This is a genomic window from Paenibacillus sp. FSL R5-0912, from assembly GCF_000758605.1.
Classification (GTDB): Bacteria; Bacillota; Bacilli; order Paenibacillales; family Paenibacillaceae; genus Paenibacillus_AQ.
Genome location: NZ_CP009282.1, coordinates 4,841,621 through 4,859,683, shown reverse-complemented (window position 1 = coordinate 4,859,683; position 18,063 = coordinate 4,841,621). Strand labels below are relative to the sequence as shown.

Genomic DNA, 18,063 nt, shown 5'->3' with positions numbered 1-18,063 from the left:
TCTGAGTCTATATATTGAAACGCTTTCATTAAGAGATGAGGTCCTGCCCCATGCCTGGAAAGAAGCAAGCAGGCCATCCGCCGAAGGGGAAGTCCCTGCGGACTACTTTGGTGATTTATTTGCTGATCGGTACGCTGCTGCCGCTGCTGATTGTCGGCTTCATATCCTACACTTCCATCTATTCCATTCTCTCCGGCAAAATCGGCAGCGGCATCAGTGCCAGTCTGCGCCAGGAAGCACTGAGCCTGGAGAATGCGATCGACAATCTGGATTTCGCCTCCAAGCAGTTTGCGCTGGACGGACAGATTGTGGAGGAGATGTCTTCTTTTCTGCAGGAGAAGCAGATCTACCGCAAGTCGCAAATGATGAATTCGATCAATCAGAAGATCAACCTGGTCAATTTCACCAATCCCTATATCGGCCTGACCGCCTATATCATGCCTGGAAGTGAAGATCCGGTGCTGTTCACCAACATGAGTACGCGAAGGGGCTTCGATCTCAGCAGCCTGCCTTCATTCATGCGCTATAACGGGGCTGATTATTATGGTCCGCATGGCACGATGTATGCTGTCGGCGATAATGTCGTCTTCTCGGAGCGGCGGATCGTACGGGTAAGCGGGCAGCATGAGCTTTATATCTATCTGGAGACCAATTACAGTCTGCTGCGCAAAATTTTCAATCAGGAAGCCTACGGGATGAAGGTCAATCATCTCCTGGTGAATCAGAGCGGCACCCTTACTCATGTCATTGACGGTGAATTGCCGGAAAGGATCGTCAAGCAGGCCGGCCAAAACGGGGGTTCCGCCCATGAGGTGCTAAATGGCTATCATTTGTTCCGCTATGAGAGTCCGCAGGGCTGGAAGCTTGTAGCCGTGGTCAAACGGTCGGTGTTCAACAGTGAGATTTACACCTGGATCTACAAAATGATTCTGCTGGCGCTGCTCACCCTCCTGTTCGCAGGATTCCTGGCCTGGCTGATCTGGAGAAGGGTCTATGGTCCGCTGCGCAAGGTCAATCTCGAAATTATCCGCATGGCGGAGAATGTCACCACGCCGGTAGCATTCACGAACGTGGAGGAATTCGATTCTGTCCTGAACAACTTCCAGCAGATGAAGGATCAGGTGAATGAGCTGATTCTGGCTGTGGCCCGCAATGAGAAGCAGAAAAGCCAGTTCGAGATTGAGAAGCTGCTCAGCCAGATCAATCCGCATTTCCTCCATAATACGCTCAATACGGTGCAGTGGCTCGCCCGGCTGAACGGACAGAAGGAGATTGACAAGCTGGTAACCCTGCTGGTGAAGGTGCTGCATTATAATCTCGGCAAGCAGAGCATCATCGTCACCATCGGGGAGGAGATTGAAGCGATCCGTAATTACATGGAGCTGCAGCGCATCCGTTACGATTATGAATTCGAGTTCAATGTAGAGGCCGATCCGGAGGTGCTGTCCGCTGCGGTTCCCCGGTTCCTGCTGCAGCCGCTGGTCGAGAATTCCATCTATCACGGACTGAGTGACAACGGTAAGGTCGATGTAATCATTACCGCGCAGGGTACGGATGAAGTGAAGCTCATGGTGAAGGACAACGGTGCGGGAATGGATCAGGCAAAGATTGAGGAGCTGCTTGCGGAGGAGGCCGTGCGGAGACGGGGACTTGGCATCGGCTTCGCTTATGTGATGCGGATGCTGCGCATGTATTACGGGGAGCAGATGAGCCTGGAAATTCTCAGCGGGGAGAGCGGCGGGACAACGGTATCCATCATCATACCCATAATGAGCAAGGAGGACTTCAATGATTAAAGCTGTGGTCGTGGATGACGAGCGGCTGGTACGCAAAGGCTTCATCTCGCTGATTGACTGGCCGTCCTTCGGGGTGGTGATTACTGGTGAAGCCGGGGACGGCAATGCTGCACTGGAGCTGCTCCGCCAGCAGGAGACGGATCTGCTGTTCGTGGATCTTACAATGCCGGGCATGACCGGGTTCGAGCTGATCCGCCAGGTCAGGCTGCGGTTTCCGGCTGTCCGCTGTGTGGTGCTAACCTGCCACCATGAATTCGATTATGTGCAGGAGGCACTGCGGCTGGGAGCAGTCGATTATATTGTGAAAACGCTGCTGGAGGTGGAGAATGCCGACGAAACCATCCGCAGGCTGGTGGAGCGGATCAGGTGGGAGGACGGCAACCGGGGTGCCCTGGTATCCGGCGAACTGAAGGTTATGTCTGCGGACAAGGCTCTACTCTATCTGCCCCTGGAGCCTGAAGGGAAGGAAGCGGAGCTGTTTGAACTGTCACTGGTCAAGAACCATCCGCTGATCTCATTCCAGAACCTGTGGATGACCCCGCTTCCCTGCCGTGTGGCCGTGGAGGAAATCCGCCGTGAGCTGGAGGCTGTGCTTGGAGCAGGCTGGGCAGCTGTACTTGTGGAAGGCGTGCGTGATCAGCCGCTGAAGGAGCTGGAGGATGTTCTGGAACGGGCGGTTCCACAGGCGCTGTTCTACTATTCCGGAAGCGATGAGCTCCCGAGGCTGAACTTTGCTGAACTGAAGGCGCTGGCCGGAGGGGGCCTTCCCGCTGATGCTGCAGAGAATGGGGAGCCGCTGGCGATTGCAATGAATCTCCGGTGGACGCTTGATCGGGGAGCCTGGGAAAGTTTCACTACAGCCGTTCTGTCCCGGCAGCCGCGCCAGAAAGAGGTCGCGGGGTTTGGAAAGGAACTGCTGCAGAGTTGGAGCGGGCTGCTGATGAAGCCGGAGGAGGCGGCAGAGCTTGCACTATCGGCACACCGCAACCGGAACTGGTGCCAGTGGAAAAGCTGGCTGCGCCAGTTCTCCGGTCAGGTTCAGCAGCGGATGATTGAGCTGGGCATGAGCAAAGAAGTGATGTTCTGCCTGATTAGCGCTGTGAACTATATGAAGAGCCATGCCGGGGATAAAATCAATCAGGGCGATGTAGCCGCCGCCATTAATATGAGCCGCGGCTATTTCAGCCAGTGCTTTGCCCGCTTTGCCGGGGAGACCTTCGGAGACAGCCTGCGGAGCATGCGGCTGGAGCTGGCCAAATCCCTGCTGCGCGATACCCATGCGCCGGTCTGCGAAATTGCCTGCCGGTCCGGCTTTGAGGATGACCGCTATTTCAGCAGGCTGTTCCGTGAGCATGTAGGCAAGCTGCCCAGTGAATACCGTGCAGAAGGGATGGGGGAGCGGTGAACCGGGTCATGAGATATTCCCTGCCTCTATTGCTGCTGCTCAGTCTGTCCGCCTGCCGCAGCAGTGGTGCAGGGGGGCCTGCGCAACGGGCAGTGCCAGCCCCGAATGCTGCCGATGCCGCTGCTTACGGCCGGTATGAGGAGCCGGTTGTGATGCGGATCGGATTCAAGGTGCCGGATTCCCGGCTGACTACAGGCGACAGCAATGATAATAATCCGATCTCCCGCTATCTGGAGAGCCTTACGAACATCAGAGTCATTCATTCCTGGGAGGCGAAAGGCGAAGAGCCGTTTACACAAAAGGCGCAGCTGGCCATAGACAGCAATGATCTGCCGGATGCAATGGTGGTGGACCGGGATCAGCTCAGCAAGCTGATATCAAGCGATATGATTGAGGAACTGACCGATACGTATGAGCAGTACGGCTCCGAACTGATCAAGGATATGTACGATTCGACTCATGGCGAAGCCCTAGCCGACGCGCAGCGGGGCGGAAGATTGTACGGACTGCCCAATGTAGCCATTCATGCCGATTCGACCTCCCTGCTGTGGGTCCGCCAGGACTGGCTGGACCGGCTGGAGCTGCCGGCTCCGCGAACGCTTGGGGATATTGAGGCAATCGCCAGAGCTTTTATCGACAAGGACCCGGACGGCAACGGTAAGCGTGATACCGTGGGCATTAGCGCCTACAGGAATATTGTGTACGGGACCAAGCCGTATGTGAACGGTCTGGACGCAGTGTTCAGCGCCTTTCATTCCTTCCCGACCAACTGGATTAAGGACAGCGGCGGTAACGTAGTCTATGGCTCGGTTACCCCGGAGACACGCCAAGCGCTGGGCCAGCTCGCCGCATGGTACAAACAGGGATTAATTGATCCTGAGTTTGCGCTGTACAAAGAAACCCAGGAGCCGATTATTGCCGGCAAAGCCGGAATTTTCTTCGGGCCCTGGTGGATGCCCTTCTATCCTTTGTCGGAAGCGGTTGCCCAGGATACCAAAGCCGAATGGCGGGCCTACGCCGCACCGCTGGATGAGTCCGGCAAATTCGTGGCCCATATAGCCCCGGTCACGGACCGGTATCTGGTTGTCCGCAAAGGATACGGACATCCCGAGGCTGTAGTGAAGCTGCTGAATGTGTTCACCCGGCTGGAAAGAAGACGCGATCCTAACGTGGAGGAGGTCAGCAAGCTGGATGATTTCGCGGCGCAGACCGGTATTCAGCCGCGGGCGTATTACCCGTTCGATCTGCTGATTGACTATAGCGATGCCATCGAACAGCATTATGCAGATATTCAGCAGGCGCTGCACGGCAAGATTGACCCGGATGCACTCGACCCCGATACCCGGCTGATCTATGAACGCTGGCTGGCGGAGGAAGAACAGCCGAAGAAGAATCTGGAAGGCTGGAAGGTGGCCAATGCCTACAAATACGGGGTTGCCGTATTGTCCACAACAGCCGTTGAGGGAGTGCGCAGCGTGTATTACGGAAGTACGCTGCATATGGCAGCGAAATGGCCGGCGCTGCAGAAGCTGGAGAGTGAGACGTTTCTGAACATTATCGTCGGCGATGCGCCGCTAAGCTCTTTTGACGAATTCACCGTGAAATGGATGAGCATGGGCGGCGGACTAATCACGCGGGAGGTCACGCAAATTGTGAACCTCCGGGATGCCGAGGGTAAGCAGGCTAACAGCAGTAGCCGGTGAACAAGAATCGTAAACAGGAAACGGTGAACAGGGATCAGCATATCCGCAAAAGATGCAGCCTGAACATTGCCAATAGGCCGGAGCCCTTCACAGGACTCCGGCCTATTGGCAATGTTCAGGCAGACTATATCAAGGAATAGGCGGCTTCCTCAGGCGGTTTTACCGATTTCGGCTGCAAGTCTATGTTCTGCCTTATCGTTGCGGGTGGAGCGATAGCTGACCCATGGCTCCACACAGGGCCAGAACGGCAAGTCCCGAGGCCAGCCACGGAATCGAGGCGATTCCCAGTGTGTTGATAGTCACCCCGCCGAGATAAGCACCGGCGGCATTGCCCAGATTCAGCGCCGAATGGCTGGATGTGGTGGCTAGCAGCGGTGCTTTATGTGCCAGATTCATGATCCGCAGCTGAATGCCGGTCATAATCCCGAAGGCGGCGATCCCCCAGAGAAAGACGTTGGCAACGGCCAGGAGCGGATGATGCAGCGTCAGATTTGGTTGTAGCGTATTTCATAATCAGATGTTGTCTCCGATCTGAGATGTTGTAGGTTCTTCCTTCCAGCCTTTGCAGACATCGACCCATGCCCGGCTTCCGGAGTATTCGGCAAGTTCACCGCAGGTTAGTTCAATGGCGGAATTGGTGCTGCCGCAGGCCGGGAAAAGCGTGCTGAACCGCTTCATGGACTCATCCAGATATACATCCAGCGGACGGGCCAGCCCGAAGGGACAAACCCCGCCGATCTCGTGTCCGGTCTGTTCCAAGACCTCATCCGGACTTAGCATCCGTGCCTTGAACCCGAAGGTCTCGCGGAACTTCTTGTTGTCAATCTTGGCATCTCCAGCCGCAACGATGAGTATGGCATCTTCTTGTGCACCGCGGAAGGAGAGGGTTTTGGCAATTCTGGCCGGAATGACGCCAATCACAGCGGCTGCCATCTCTACAGTAGCGCTGGAGGCAGCAAACTCCTGTACATCCTGCTCGCGGGAGAACTTACGGAAATGTTCTTTAACATTGGCAATCGACATGATCTTGACATCCTTTCTGAAATTACATGGTTTTCATATTGGGTTACATTCTAACCTGTTTCACCAGACTCTGCAAAACATTCCTCATCTATGATCCAAACATTTCAATCACCGGCGGCATTTAATATAGAAATAAGGGTGAGAGGTGAGCGCGGATGAAATTTGAGGAAATCAGGGGAGGATATGATTGCATTGTCAGTCTGGGAAGCTCATGCGAGCCTGCAGCCCATTTGCGCCACAGAGGCCTCCGGGTATTTTCATCGCCGCTGGACTGGGTGGTGTCGTTATCGCTTACGGATGTGAACCGGCTGCTGGGCCAGCGTTTCTCGGGGGATATGGAGCTCCCGAATATGGGTGTGATCGATGGCAATGATGTGTTTGTGGACAATGAAGTCGTCCAGCCGGTCAAATCCTATTTCGTGAAGGACTTTCATTATAATGTAATTTCAGTGCATGACTTTCCGGTGCTGGAGGGGCTGGAGTGGAGCCACGTCTACCCGGATTTCAAGCAAAAAATCAATATGCGATCCCAGCGCCTGCTGGACACCCTGCAGATGAGCCGGAAGGCGCTGTTCATCCGCTGGGGCAGTACGTATGAGGAAGCCTGTGAGCTTCAGACCGTGCTGCGCACCTTAACCGGCGGGGATTTCCATATTCTGATTGTAAACGGTGTCGATGGACTGGAGTCCGTGCTCGACCGTGACTGGCCGCTGCCCGGTATTGCGTCTCTGGCAATTCCGAACCGTGCGGGGGATGCGGAGAGCTGGGATCATATTCTGGACGGTATATATCTGCTGTAGGGATTATAAGCAGACTATAATATAAGCGAACAGCAGAGCAGCGGCTCCCTGGAAGACGGGAGAACCGCTGCTCTGCTGTGTTTCACGGATTATAACATCCTATATAACCTGAGCTGGATAACTTGCACAGCCGCTGGAGAAGCTGCTGTCAATTCTGCCCGTTCAGCAGGTCTGAATTCCGCGTGACCTTATGGAGCAAAGTAATCAGAGTGTCGATTTCTTCCCCGGTTAGATCTGCAGACAGCTTGCGGTTGAAATCATCTAACAGCGACTGGAATACCGGGGCGAATTCGAGCGCTTTGGCCGTCGGGTACAGCAGGGAGGAGCGGCGGTCCTTGGGATCAGTCCGGCGTTCGATATATCCCGAGGCCTCCAGATGTTTCACGGAGCGGGCGGTGGTGGCTTTATCACATTTTATTTCACTGGTCATCTGATCCTGTGTGATCCCCGGGTGGCTCAGAATCAGCTTAAGGAAGCTATGCTGCCCACCGCTGCCGATACCATAGGGCAACAGCTCTTTGGCCAGAATTTTTTGATTCTGGCGGTGCAGATGGGAGATCAGCTTGCCGATCGGTTCTTTGTTTGAAGTCACTGACGGACACCTCTTCAGGGGATAATGACGGCGTTCTGGATACCTCTGAATACCGTCTGCCTCAAATACTACAACAATATGGTTGCGTGTGCAACTAATTTGCAGTACACTGGGATTGGCTGTTTTGTTGCGCATGCAACTAGTTGTTCAATATGACGCAAGAGGTGTTTGCAAATGAGCAGTATAAGTGCTACATACCAGGAGGATGCAGTGATTCAGAAGAAACGCTGGATTATTCTGATCGTCCTGAATTTATTTACATTTATGTCTACGCTGGACGGAAGTATTGTGAATATTGCGCTGCCGGTGCTGGTGAAGGAACTGCAGCTGCCGGTTGCTCAAGTAGAATGGGTGACTACCGGATATTTGATGGTCATCTGCACTGTCATCCTATTCTTCGGGAAGCTTGGCGATATTGCCGGGAAGATCAGGATTTTTAAGTTAGGCATGATTATATTCACCGCCGGCTCCCTGCTCTGCGGTCTAAGCCACAGTCTGCCGCTGCTGATTGCGGCGCGTGTGGTTCAGGCGATCGGCGCTTCGATGACTATGGCGAACAGCCAGGGGATTGTTACGGATATTTTCCCGTCCACCGAACGCGGCAAGGCATTGGGACTGATCGGGACCTTCGTGTCACTGGGCAGTATAGCCGGACCAAGTCTCGGGGGAATCATAGTTTCCACTATGGGCTGGGAATATATTTTCTGGGTAAATGTTCCGATTGGACTGATTGCGATTGTGCTCGGGTGGAAGGTGCTGCCGAAGGATCTAGTCCGGGTGAAGTCCAGAATCGATCTTCCCGGCAGCCTGCTGTTTGCTGTCTTTATTGTTACTTTATTCGCCGGTCTGCTGCTTGGCCAGCAGCTTGGATATAGGGATAACCGGATTCTAGCCTCCCTGATAGCGGCTGCTATAACCCTTATAGCATTTCTGATGGTGGAGCTGCGCCGCAAGCAGCCGCTGCTTCAGCTGTCGCTGTTTAAGAATCCGCTGTTCTCGCTGAGTATTTTCTGTGCTTTTCTGGTGTTTGTCTCCAACTTCTGTTTCAACATTATCGCGCCGTTCTATGCACAGAATATGCTGAATATGTCGCCCTTCAGTGCCGGCTTCCTGCTGATGCTCTTTCCGATATCCATGGTCATTGTCGCGCCGCTTAGCGGGGCGTTGTCCGATAAGATTGGTTCAGAGCTGCTGACCTTTGCCGGGCTGATTGTTATGGTCATTGCCCAGTTCGGGCTGGCCAGGCTGCATGAAGGCAGTCCGGTACTGCTGGTCGGCGTATGGATTGCCATGCTCGGAATCGGCAGCGGTTTATTCGGCTCGCCGAATAATTCACTGGTGATGTCGACCGTGCCGCGCACCCAGCTTGGCTCCGCAGGCAGTGTGAATTCACTGGTCCGCAATGTAGGGATGGTCGTGGGAATCACTGTTGCTACGTCCATACTATTCAACGTGATGAGCAGCAGGGCAGGCTACCGGGTGACCGGACTAATCGAAGGACGCCCGGACATTTTCCTCTCAGGGATGCATGTGGTCTTCATGACCTCGTCCAGCATTTGCCTGTTATCGGCGCTGCTGACCGGCTGGCGGCTGTTCTCGTCCCGCAGGGCTAAGAGATTGAACGCTTAAAACGAACTAAATCACTTTATGGAATTTTCCCGCTTAAACAGCGGAGAGGTGTTTAGAAATCCGAGTTAATAAATTTGTCTATATCCTGTCACAAACCACAGCCCCATCTTGTCTACAGTAATGTAGAACACGAATGGAGGCGATTGGACATGAGTCTGAGAATGAATTATCGTGAGGTTAACGCGCCGGCTTTCCGGGCAATGATGACACTGGAGCAGCATGCAGGAAGCCGCAGCAAGGATAAGGTACTGTATGAGCTGGTCAAAATACGTGTCTCCCAAATCAACGGCTGTGCGTTCTGTCTGGATATGCATGCCAAGGATCTGATGAAGCTGGGCAACTATGCTGATCATATTCTGCTGCTGAGTGTCTGGCGTGAAGCGCCGATATTCACTGATAAAGAACGGGTGCTGCTGGAATTCGCCGAGCATGTAACCCTGATTAGCCAGGCAGGTGTTCCGCAGGAGCTGTATCTCAAGGTACTGGAGCATTTCAGCGAAGAGGAAATGGTTGACTGGATTATGGCGATCAATACGATCAATAGCTGGAACCGGATTGCAATTACCACGGGGATGTTCCCCGGATGTATCAGCTGAGTTTGAAATAGATAGTCTTAAGGGTAAGGAGGGGCAGCGCGTGGAGATCCGGGATAATGAAGGCATGAAGGTTGAGAGTCCGTCTGCGGAGAGTTTAGGTATGGAGGAGCTGTATCAGCACTATAAAGGCTATGCATTCTCCATTGCCTACCGGATGTTAGGTGTGGTTGCGGATGCGGAGGATGCTGTTCAGGATACATTCGCAGAGCTTCAGCGCCGGGACCGGAGCGGAATTCAGAATATCAAAGCCTATGTGGCCAAAGGCGTCACCAACCGTTGCCTGAATATGCTGAATTCTGCGCGCAGCCGGAGAGAGACCTATATCGGAGAGTGGCTGCCGGAGCCGGTCAGCACAGGGTATGATGGTCCGGAAGCGGAGGCAGAGCGGAAGGATAGCCTATCGTATGCTTTTCTGGTGCTGCTGGAACGTCTGGCGCCAACGGAGCGGGCCGTATTTGTACTGCGTGAGGCATTCCAGTACGACTACGAGGAAATTGCCGGGATGGTTGGCAAGACGGAGAGCAACTGCCGGCAAATCTTCAGCCGGGCGAAGCGCACACTGCAGGCGGAGCGTGCGGCTACATCGCCTTCCCCTTCTCCCGGTTACGGAGCCGTCAAAGAGAATCTGCTGCGGAGCTTCACTGCCGCGTTCACCTCTTATGATGTCGGCAGCATGCTGAAGCTGCTGGGGGAACATCCTGTGCTGGTTGCTGACGGTGGCGGACAGGAAGTGCATACGATTCTCCGGCCGATGACCGGCCGCAAAGGCGTGCTGGCGCTGCTGACCTCACGCAGGGTGATGCATTATCTCCGGGAATGGGAGCAGCACTATGGAATAGTCAATGGCGAGCCTGGCCTGATCTTCACCCATCAGGGTGAGATCAAAGGAGTGATCTGTCTGATTCCCGACCGGAGCGGCGAGCAGATCCAGAACATCTACCTAATGATGGACCCGGCCAAAATGAGCCATATTACAGTTCATCCGGTGACGCCGCGGAGTTAATCTCGGAGCAGAACCCAAAGACCCGTTACAAATCCCTGCCGGGAGAGTAACGGGTCTTTATGTTCTTAAGGGCGGTCCTCAACCAGCCGTCCTGTCGCTATCAGGGTGTCCTAGTTCTTGAAGCTGTGGATCGGCGCCGGAATACGTCCGCCGCGGTTAACGAAGCCTGCACAATTGAACGGGTTGACCGCCATGACCGGTGCATAACCCAGCAGGCCGCCGAACTCAACCATTTCGCCGACGTCCTTGCCGATAACCGGAATGACGCGGACTGCGGTTGTCTTGTTGTTGACCATGCCGATCGCCGCTTCATCGGCGATGATACCTGAGATGGTCTCCTTGCTGGTGCTGCCCGGAATGGCAATCATGTCGAGGCCGACGGAGCACACGCAAGTCATTGCTTCGAGCTTCTCCAGCGTCAGTGCACCGCGCTGAACAGCCTGGATCATGCCGTGGTCTTCGCTGACCGGGATGAACGCGCCGCTTAAGCCGCCGACATAGGAGGAGGCCATGACCCCGCCTTTTTTGACATTATCGTTAAGAATAGCCAGCGCAGCCGTGGTGCCGGGAGCTCCTGCTTCTTCAAGACCCATGACCTGGAAGATCTCGGCAATGGAGTCGCCAATTTCAGGTGTAGGCGCCAGCGACAGATCGATGATGCCGAAGGGCACATTCAGCCGCTTGGAGGCTTCCTGGGCAACGAGCTGCCCGACGCGGGTAACCTTGAAGGCGGTACGCTTAATGGTCTCGCACAGCGTTTCGAAGTCCTGTCCCTTCACTTCTTCCAGCGCCCGCTTGATTACGCCGGGACCGCTGACGCCAACATTAATGACACATTCCCGTTCGCCGACACCGTGGAAGGCTCCAGCCATGAACGGATTATCTTCAACGGCGTTGCAGAAGACGACCAGCTTGGCGCAGCCGATGGAATCGCGGTCTTTGGTGCGCTGTGCAGTCTGGATGATAATATCGCCCATCAGCTTCACGGCGTCCATGTTGATGCCGCTGCGCGAGGAGCCGACATTCACGGAGGAGCAGACGCGTTCCGTCACCGCCAGCGCTTCCGGGATGCTGTCGATCAGAATCCGGTCACCTTTGGTGCAGCCTTTCTGAACCAGTGCGGAATAACCGCCGATAAAGTTGACGCCAACCTCCTTGGCCGCCTTGTCGAGAATCTGTGCTACAGGAACATAAGTATCGGTATGTACAGCGCCGGCAGCGATTGAGATCGGAGTTACGGAAATACGCTTGTTCACAATCGGCACGCCGAATTGACGCTCCAGATCCTCACCGGTCTTCACGAGCTTCTCGGCGGAGCGGGTAATTTTGTCATATACATTGCGGTTAAAGATCTTCATATCCGTATGCGCGCAGTCCATCAGACTGATGCCCATGGTAATCGTGCGCACGTCCAGGTTCATTTCCCGGATCATTTTATTGGTTTCCTGCACTTCTCCAATTGAGATCATAGTATGGTTGTTCCTCTCTTTGCCGCCCGGCTAGATCCGGTGCATAATATTGAAGATATCTTCATGCTGAAGCTTGATTTCCACACCGATGTCCTCACCGACATGCTGCAGATCCTCTACGATTTCCTCGAAGGACTTAGAGGGTGCAGAAATGTCCACAATCATCATCATATTGAAATAGTCCTGCACAATCGTCTGGGAAATATCCAGAATATTCAGATTGTGTTCTGCGAGGTATGTACATACTTTGGCAATAATTCCCACTTTGTCTTTTCCCAGTACCGTAATAATCCCCTTCAATTGAAAGCCTCCTATTTTAGATTACTCTGTTTTCTCCGCCCACTGCCGCTTTAACGGAATGAACGGTTTCAATTATTATGTCAAATGAATAGAAGGTTATCAACCAAAGCTTTTTTTGTAGGGCTGATTAGAGATTTGAGCTTGCAATTCGACAAAAATAGATAAAAATTGACACCGTCTTAAAAATATGATTAATTAAAATTTTGAAGAACCAATCGATTTGAAGGAACGAACTGAAGGAGCTATTATGACAACGAGAAAATATAAAGAGCTGGTTGAACAGCGCACCAGACAAACCTTGCAGAAGTGGTCGCGGGAGCCGGCAGTTGAGGAAAGAGATATCTATCGCTTTCTGCATAATTTAAAAGGGACTTCCGGTACAGTGGGCCTTGACGCGGTGGAGGCGTTCTCCGGCAACTCTCTGCTCTATTTCTCGGATGATAACCATAGAAGCTGGACGGAAGCCGAGTGGGGGGATTATTTATATCCGCTGCTGGAGCTGTTTGATGAGCCTGAAAGTACAGGTGCAGTGCCTCCCCAGATTCCGGGAATTGCGTTGTCCCATGGGAGCACCCACCATCAGTACGAAATTCTGGTCATTGACGATGATGTGGAGCTGGTGGCTTTTTTGCGCGAGTCGCTGGAGAAGCAGTCATACTATGTAAGCATTGCCCTATCTGCTGAACGCGGACTTAAGATTTTTTATGAGACCAAGCCGGATTTAATTCTGCTGGATATTCTGCTGCCGGACCGCAGCGGGATTGATGTGCTCAATCAGATTATCGGCAAAGCCAAAAAAGAGCGGATTCCGATCATTATCATCAGCGGTGAACACTCCAAGGAAGTCCAGAAATATGCCTATTCGCTCGGTGTGATGGATTACATCCGGAAGCCGGTGGATATCGACCTGTTCCTGGTGCTGATCAAGAACCGGTTTGAACTGAAAAAAGAATGGCAGGAATCCATCATTGTAGATGAGCTGACGGGTGCTTTTAACCGGAAATATTTCAATCAGACCCTGAAGCTGCTCTCATCGGACTTCAGACGGACGGGCCGGACGTTCTCGCTCGCGCTGCTGGATCTGGATTACTTTAAGCATGTCAACGATACGTATGGTCATCTTGTGGGGGACGAGGTCCTGCAGACTTTTTCGGAGCTGGTCAGAGATTCAATTCGTACGGAGGATACACTGTGCCGCTACGGGGGAGAGGAATTCGCCCTGTTCATGCCAAATACCTCTGCGGACTCAGCACTGCTTGTCATTGAACGGATTCAGGGGAAATTCGCCTCCAGGGAATTCTGTGCCAAACGGGAAAGCTTCCATGTTACCTTCTCCTGCGGCATTACAGAGATAAGCGAACGGCAGCAGGATACCGATAAACTAATTGACGAGGCAGACCAGGCCTTGTATTCCAGTAAGTATAGCGGACGCAACCAGACAACCTTGTACAGCGAAGGACTGTCAACGGGCCAGAGGGAAACGGTACTCAATGTAATTATTGTTGATGATGATCCGCTGATCCGCAGAATTATTACAGGCAATTTCGCCTCCTGGGAGCCGGGGAATATCGGTGGAATGAAAGTGAACAGTTATGCCGACGGCGAGCTTTTTCTGAAATCGGACTGGTATGTTCCGGAGGAGAAGTACATTATTCTGCTGGACGGGGTGATGCCCGGCCTCGACGGTCTTGAGGTTCTGGAGAAGATCCGCAGCAGCTATCCTGAAGTGAACATCCTGGTGATTATGCTGACAGGCCGCAATAATCAGCGCGATATTATCCATGCCCTGCAGCTGGGGGCGGACGATTATGTGATTAAGCCGTTTCATGTGCCGGAGCTGCTGTCCCGGATTGAGCGCCTGGCCCACAGATTCTTGTTCTAATAGCAATATATCCATCCATGGATAAACTGAAAGTGAGCGTGAGTGTTAATGCAAAAAATACTGATTGTGGACGACGAAGATGTACTGCGCATGCTGATTGAAGATACGCTGGAGGATCTGGAGGATGTAGAGATTCATACCGCCGAGAATGGGGTTGAGGCGCTAACGCGGCTTACTTCGGACCGCTATGATCTCGTGATTCTGGACTATATGATGCCGGAAATGACCGGAATTGAAGTGCTCGGTGAGCTGAATGAAGAGCTGAAGAACAAGACCCCTATTATGATGCTGACAGCCAAAGCACAGGAAATGGACCGGAACAGGGCAAGGGAAGCCGGAGCACGTTATTTCATGCCTAAACCGTTCAGCCCGATGGAGCTGCTGCAGATCGTGGAGGGCATCCTTAGTGATAAACAATAAACTTGCTGATGTGAGCATCAAAACCAAGTATTTCCGGATTATTTTCATCTTGTTTCTGGTGATTATGTTATCTGGTATCGGCCTGTTCTTCTACATCAATAACCAGCAGGACAAGCTGAAGCATGACCGCGGTGTCCTGCAGCATAAGACAGAGACCATCAATGAGCTGGCGGCGACGCTGAATGATGTCTTTTTCCGGGCGAGAGGTTATGTTGCCCTCAAAAGCGACGGTGAGCTTAAGCTGCTGAACACTGCACTCACGGGCCTTGATAGAATTCTGGAGCAATATTCGGCTCTGAATCTGTCGCCTGAAGAAGCGCAATACCGTGATGATCTGAAGTTATTCTATGAGCAGTACAAGACCAAGACCCTTCCTGAAGCGATCCGGCTGGTGGAGAATGATGATTATACAGGCATCCGCCATCTCTCTCAGGGCGGCAGCACCCAGGCTCTGAATGAATTTCTGGCCTATACCAAAGCGTTCAAAACAAGCTCGGACAGCAAGCTGAACGCCATGGATTCTCAGTCCATCAAGCAGGCGGACACCTTCACATTTATCGCCTTCGGGCTCAGCGCTGTACTGCTGTTATTCTTCACACTGATGATCTGGCGGATGCTTAGAGTGGTGCTTGATCCGATTGTTAAGCTGGAAGAAGCAACGAATTCGCTGGCGGCAGGCGAGGCTGTGCTGCTCGGCAAGCTGCATAAGCAGGATGAGATCGGCCGCCTCTATGAGGCCTTCCTTAATATGGCCCGGAGTATCCAGGATAAAGAAGAAGAGCTGATGATGCAGAATGAAGAGCTGCATGCCCAGCAGGATGAGCTGCAGGATCAGCAGTTCAAGCTGGAGCGTTCACTCAGTGAAATCGAAAGTATGATGAAGGCGCTGAATCAGACCTCCGCTGTCGGCATTCTGTCCAGCAAGGGAGTATTCACCTATGCCAATGATAACATTAGCGTCTACACCGGCTACAAGAACGCTGAGATTATCGGATATACCTTCCGTTTGTTTGAACTGCATAATATTTCGGATATTCAGATGGAACAGATTATACGCAAGCTGGCGACTGGCGGTGTATGGAGCGATGAGTCACAAATTGTGGCAAAAGATGGTTCTGCCGTCTGGCTCCAGCTGACGATCATGCCGTATCTGAATGATGAGGGTCAGATTTACCAGTACATTCTGATTGCTAACAACATTACCTCCATGAAGAGTGTCCAGCAGGAGCTGGCCGAGACGCTGAAAAGCACGGAGCAGACCACCATCATGCTGGAGCTTAACAACCAGCTCAATCATGAAATTACCTACACGCTGGACAAGCAGGAATTTGCCGAGAAATTCATCAAGTTCATGAACCGGCTGTACTCGTTCGACAGCAGTCTTTTCCTGCTGGTCAAAGATAAGATATCGGTGGTCAAAGGGGTTCCGCAGGAGAATGTGGAGCGCTATATCGATGCCAACAGCAAGGATATGTTATACCGGATGAGCACGGAGAAGTCCTATATTGTGAAACGGACCGGAGTCCCCAGAGAGCAGGGAATCTCCGACAAAGAAGTTTACTGCTATGATTTCTATACAACTGTAGTCAATGCCGAGGATGAGATCCTGGCGATCTTCTGTGGTACACGAATCGGGCATTCCTTCACCGAAGAGGAAATCAGCGAAATTCAGGGGATGATGAACCGGGTGGCGCTGGCCATCGAGCGGTTGTTCATGTATGAGGAAATCGAGAATGGCCGCAAGCTGAACCGGGATATAGTCAACAATGTCAACGAAGGCATCCAGTTCGTCAACACGGAAGGCGTCATTCAGCATATCAACAAGGCGCTCAGTCAATTGTTCGACTATGATGTGTGGGCAGAGGGGATGCTGATCCCCAAAGAGCAATGGATGGATCACTTCACCCTTCGCGTGAATGAATCGGAAGAGATGGGGCAGTTCTACCAGAAGGCGATGTCCGAGCACTCCGTGGATTCCAGCACGATGAAGTATTCCCTGGGCAAGGAAGCGATGAAGCATGTCGACGTCTATGCGATTCCGGTGTTCCGCCGTGAAGCGCGGGTGGGAACGTTGTTTGTACACCGGGATATCACCCGGGAATACGAGCTGGATCTGATGAAGTCGGAGCTGGTCAGTACGGTCAGCCATGAGCTGCGGACACCGCTGTCCAGTGTTCTGGGCTTCACCGAGCTCCTGTTATCCAAGACAATGAAGCCGGAGAAGCAGCTGAAATACCTGGAAACGATTCATAAGGAAGCCAAACGTCTGACTGAGCTGATCAATGATTTCCTTGACCTGCAGCGCATGGAATCCGGCACACAGCTGTACAATGCAGAGCCGGTCAATCTCAGCGAGACCGTTCTTAGTGTAATTGACCAGTACAAGCTTAGCGGTACCCACCATATCCTTGTGGAGGATGAGGCGCTGAACGCCGAGGTCGAGGTGGATAAGGATAAGATTATCCAGGTGCTGACCAACCTGCTGAGCAATGCCATCAAGTTCTCTCCAGGCAGCAATGAGATCAAGGTAACGCTGCATAATGAGCGGGATTCGGTTATAGTCCGGGTACAGGATCATGGACTGGGAATTCCGAAGAATCAGATCGGACAGCTGTTCCAGAAATTCCGCCGGGTGGATAACAGTGCATCCAAGCGGATTGGCGGAACGGGTCTCGGACTTGCGATCTGCAAGGAGATCATTGAGAAGCAGAAGGGGATGATCGGAATCGATTCGGTTGAAGGCGAAGGCACCGCGGTGTGGTTTAGCCTGCCGGTCCTCCAAGCGGAGAGCAGCCGTCATGAAGAGGAGCCGCATAAATGGAGTGCCGACAAGGAGCAAAAGCCGAATGTGATGATCGTTGAGGACGATTACAGCTTGTCCCTGCTGCTCTCTGAGGAGCTTAAGGGCAAAGGCTTCAGAGTGACTCATCACTATCATCCGCAAAAAGCATTTGATCAGGCGGTGAAGACGCCTTTTGTAGCTATCGTCGTGGATCTGATGCTCGGTGAAGAGCTGGACGGCTGGGATCTGATCCGTATGCTGAAGAATGATCCCCGCACGGAGAATGTGCCGATTGTCATCTCCTCGGCGCTGGATAAGGAAGATAAGAGCATGATGGATAAAGTGCAGAAATATCTGACCAAACCGTATCCGCCGGGCGAGCTGTCAAATACCTTGCAGGATATTGTGCAAATCAAGCCGAAGACGGGTGAGGTTCTTTTCCCGGACAGCGCTGAGCAGTAGGCGTATAATAGAGAACATAGTTATATAGAGTGAATGCAATCTTTTGCTGATTATATATATTCATTGAACAAGTCCTTCTTCGCGGAGGGCTTATTTTTTTGAGTATATGAGCATAAACAGAACATCACCGGAGTCTTCATACGTTATTCAGTTTGCTGGTTAAATAAGATTAAGCGGACTGAGAAGACCTTATATTCACTG

14 protein-coding genes and 1 pseudogene are annotated in these 18,063 nt (G+C 52.6%); 10 read left to right on the top strand and 5 right to left on the bottom strand.

The genetic code is table 11. The annotated features are described in order from the left end of the window. Nucleotides 1-50: 50 nt before the first annotated feature. From R50912_RS20555 to R50912_RS20545, 3 genes are read left to right on the top strand one after another with little or no spacing between them, the layout of a single operon-like run. The gene (locus R50912_RS20555; protein WP_042237492.1) at nucleotides 51-1,796 is read left to right on the top strand and encodes a sensor histidine kinase; all 1,746 of its coding nucleotides are present in this window, start codon (nucleotides 51-53) and stop codon (nucleotides 1,794-1,796) included. Beyond that, the gene (locus R50912_RS20550) at nucleotides 1,789-3,201 is read left to right on the top strand and encodes a response regulator transcription factor (protein WP_042237490.1); all 1,413 of its coding nucleotides are present in this window, start codon (nucleotides 1,789-1,791) and stop codon (nucleotides 3,199-3,201) included. Before R50912_RS20555 ends, R50912_RS20550 begins: the two co-directional genes overlap by 8 nt. Beyond that, complete coding sequence (locus R50912_RS20545; RefSeq protein WP_052416570.1) at nucleotides 3,198-4,904, top strand: type 2 periplasmic-binding domain-containing protein; 1,707 nt, start codon at nucleotides 3,198-3,200, stop codon at nucleotides 4,902-4,904. The genes R50912_RS20550 and R50912_RS20545 overlap by 4 nt, the downstream gene beginning before the upstream one ends. Nucleotides 4,905-5,096: 192 nt before the next feature. Here the strand turns inward: R50912_RS20545 and R50912_RS20540 are convergent. Both R50912_RS20540 and R50912_RS20535 read right to left on the bottom strand, forming a co-directional pair. After that, nucleotides 5,097-5,390, bottom strand: a pseudogene (locus R50912_RS20540) (MFS transporter); the annotation flags it as partial. Nucleotides 5,391-5,417: 27 nt separating this feature from the next. After that, nucleotides 5,418-5,927 (bottom strand): YbaK/EbsC family protein, encoded by a 510-nt coding sequence (locus R50912_RS20535; protein ID WP_042237485.1) that lies wholly within the window; start codon nucleotides 5,925-5,927, stop codon nucleotides 5,418-5,420. A 155-nt stretch (nucleotides 5,928-6,082) separates the two neighbouring features. Here R50912_RS20535 and R50912_RS20530 point away from each other — a divergent pair, with 155 nt between their 5' ends. Beyond that, complete coding sequence (locus R50912_RS20530) at nucleotides 6,083-6,727, top strand: DUF1796 family putative cysteine peptidase (protein WP_042237483.1); 645 nt, start codon at nucleotides 6,083-6,085, stop codon at nucleotides 6,725-6,727. A 148-nt stretch (nucleotides 6,728-6,875) separates the two neighbouring features. Here R50912_RS20530 and R50912_RS20525 read toward each other — a convergent pair whose 3' ends face one another. Next, a complete protein-coding gene (locus R50912_RS20525; protein ID WP_042237481.1) occupies nucleotides 6,876-7,319 on the bottom strand; it encodes a MarR family winged helix-turn-helix transcriptional regulator in 444 nt (147 codons plus the stop codon). A 174-nt stretch (nucleotides 7,320-7,493) separates the two neighbouring features. Between R50912_RS20525 and R50912_RS20520 the strand changes: the two genes are divergently transcribed. The 3 genes from R50912_RS20520 to R50912_RS20510 all read left to right on the top strand — a co-directional run bounded on the left by R50912_RS20520 (nucleotide 7,494) and on the right by R50912_RS20510 (nucleotide 10,547). Beyond that, entirely contained in the window at nucleotides 7,494-8,948 is a 1,455-nt protein-coding gene (locus R50912_RS20520) for an MFS transporter (protein ID WP_042237479.1), read from the top strand. Nucleotides 8,949-9,097: 149 nt separating this feature from the next. Then, the gene (locus R50912_RS20515; RefSeq protein ID WP_042237476.1) at nucleotides 9,098-9,544 is read left to right on the top strand and encodes a carboxymuconolactone decarboxylase family protein; all 447 of its coding nucleotides are present in this window, start codon (nucleotides 9,098-9,100) and stop codon (nucleotides 9,542-9,544) included. A gap of 64 nt (nucleotides 9,545-9,608) precedes the next feature. Beyond that, nucleotides 9,609-10,547, top strand: coding sequence for a sigma-70 family RNA polymerase sigma factor (locus R50912_RS20510; RefSeq protein WP_042242866.1), 939 nt, complete (start codon nucleotides 9,609-9,611; stop codon nucleotides 10,545-10,547). Between the two features lie 110 nt (nucleotides 10,548-10,657). On the opposite strand, the gene R50912_RS20505 is transcribed toward R50912_RS20510, so the two are convergent. Together R50912_RS20505 and R50912_RS20500 are read right to left on the bottom strand one after the other, a co-directional pair. Beyond that, the gene (locus R50912_RS20505; protein WP_269322117.1) at nucleotides 10,658-12,013 is read right to left on the bottom strand and encodes a PFL family protein; all 1,356 of its coding nucleotides are present in this window, start codon (nucleotides 12,011-12,013) and stop codon (nucleotides 10,658-10,660) included. A gap of 33 nt (nucleotides 12,014-12,046) precedes the next feature. After that, entirely contained in the window at nucleotides 12,047-12,316 is a 270-nt protein-coding gene (locus R50912_RS20500; RefSeq protein ID WP_042237473.1) for an ACT domain-containing protein, read from the bottom strand. A gap of 247 nt (nucleotides 12,317-12,563) precedes the next feature. On the opposite strand from R50912_RS20500, the gene R50912_RS20495 reads away from it, so the two are divergent. Genes R50912_RS20495 through R50912_RS33440 form a run of 3 tightly spaced genes read left to right on the top strand, consistent with a single transcriptional unit; the run spans nucleotide 12,564 to nucleotide 17,862 of the window. Beyond that, nucleotides 12,564-14,198 carry a GGDEF domain-containing response regulator gene (locus R50912_RS20495; protein WP_042237471.1) on the top strand — a complete coding sequence of 545 codons (1,635 nt, stop codon included), beginning with the start codon at nucleotides 12,564-12,566 and terminating at the stop codon, nucleotides 14,196-14,198. Between the two features lie 48 nt (nucleotides 14,199-14,246). Then, complete coding sequence (locus R50912_RS20490) at nucleotides 14,247-14,618, top strand: response regulator (RefSeq protein WP_042237470.1); 372 nt, start codon at nucleotides 14,247-14,249, stop codon at nucleotides 14,616-14,618. Next, nucleotides 14,605-17,862, top strand: coding sequence for an ATP-binding protein (locus tag R50912_RS33440; protein WP_052416568.1), 3,258 nt, complete (start codon nucleotides 14,605-14,607; stop codon nucleotides 17,860-17,862). Before R50912_RS20490 ends, R50912_RS33440 begins: the two co-directional genes overlap by 14 nt. The last annotated feature ends 201 nt before the right edge of the window (nucleotides 17,863-18,063 follow it).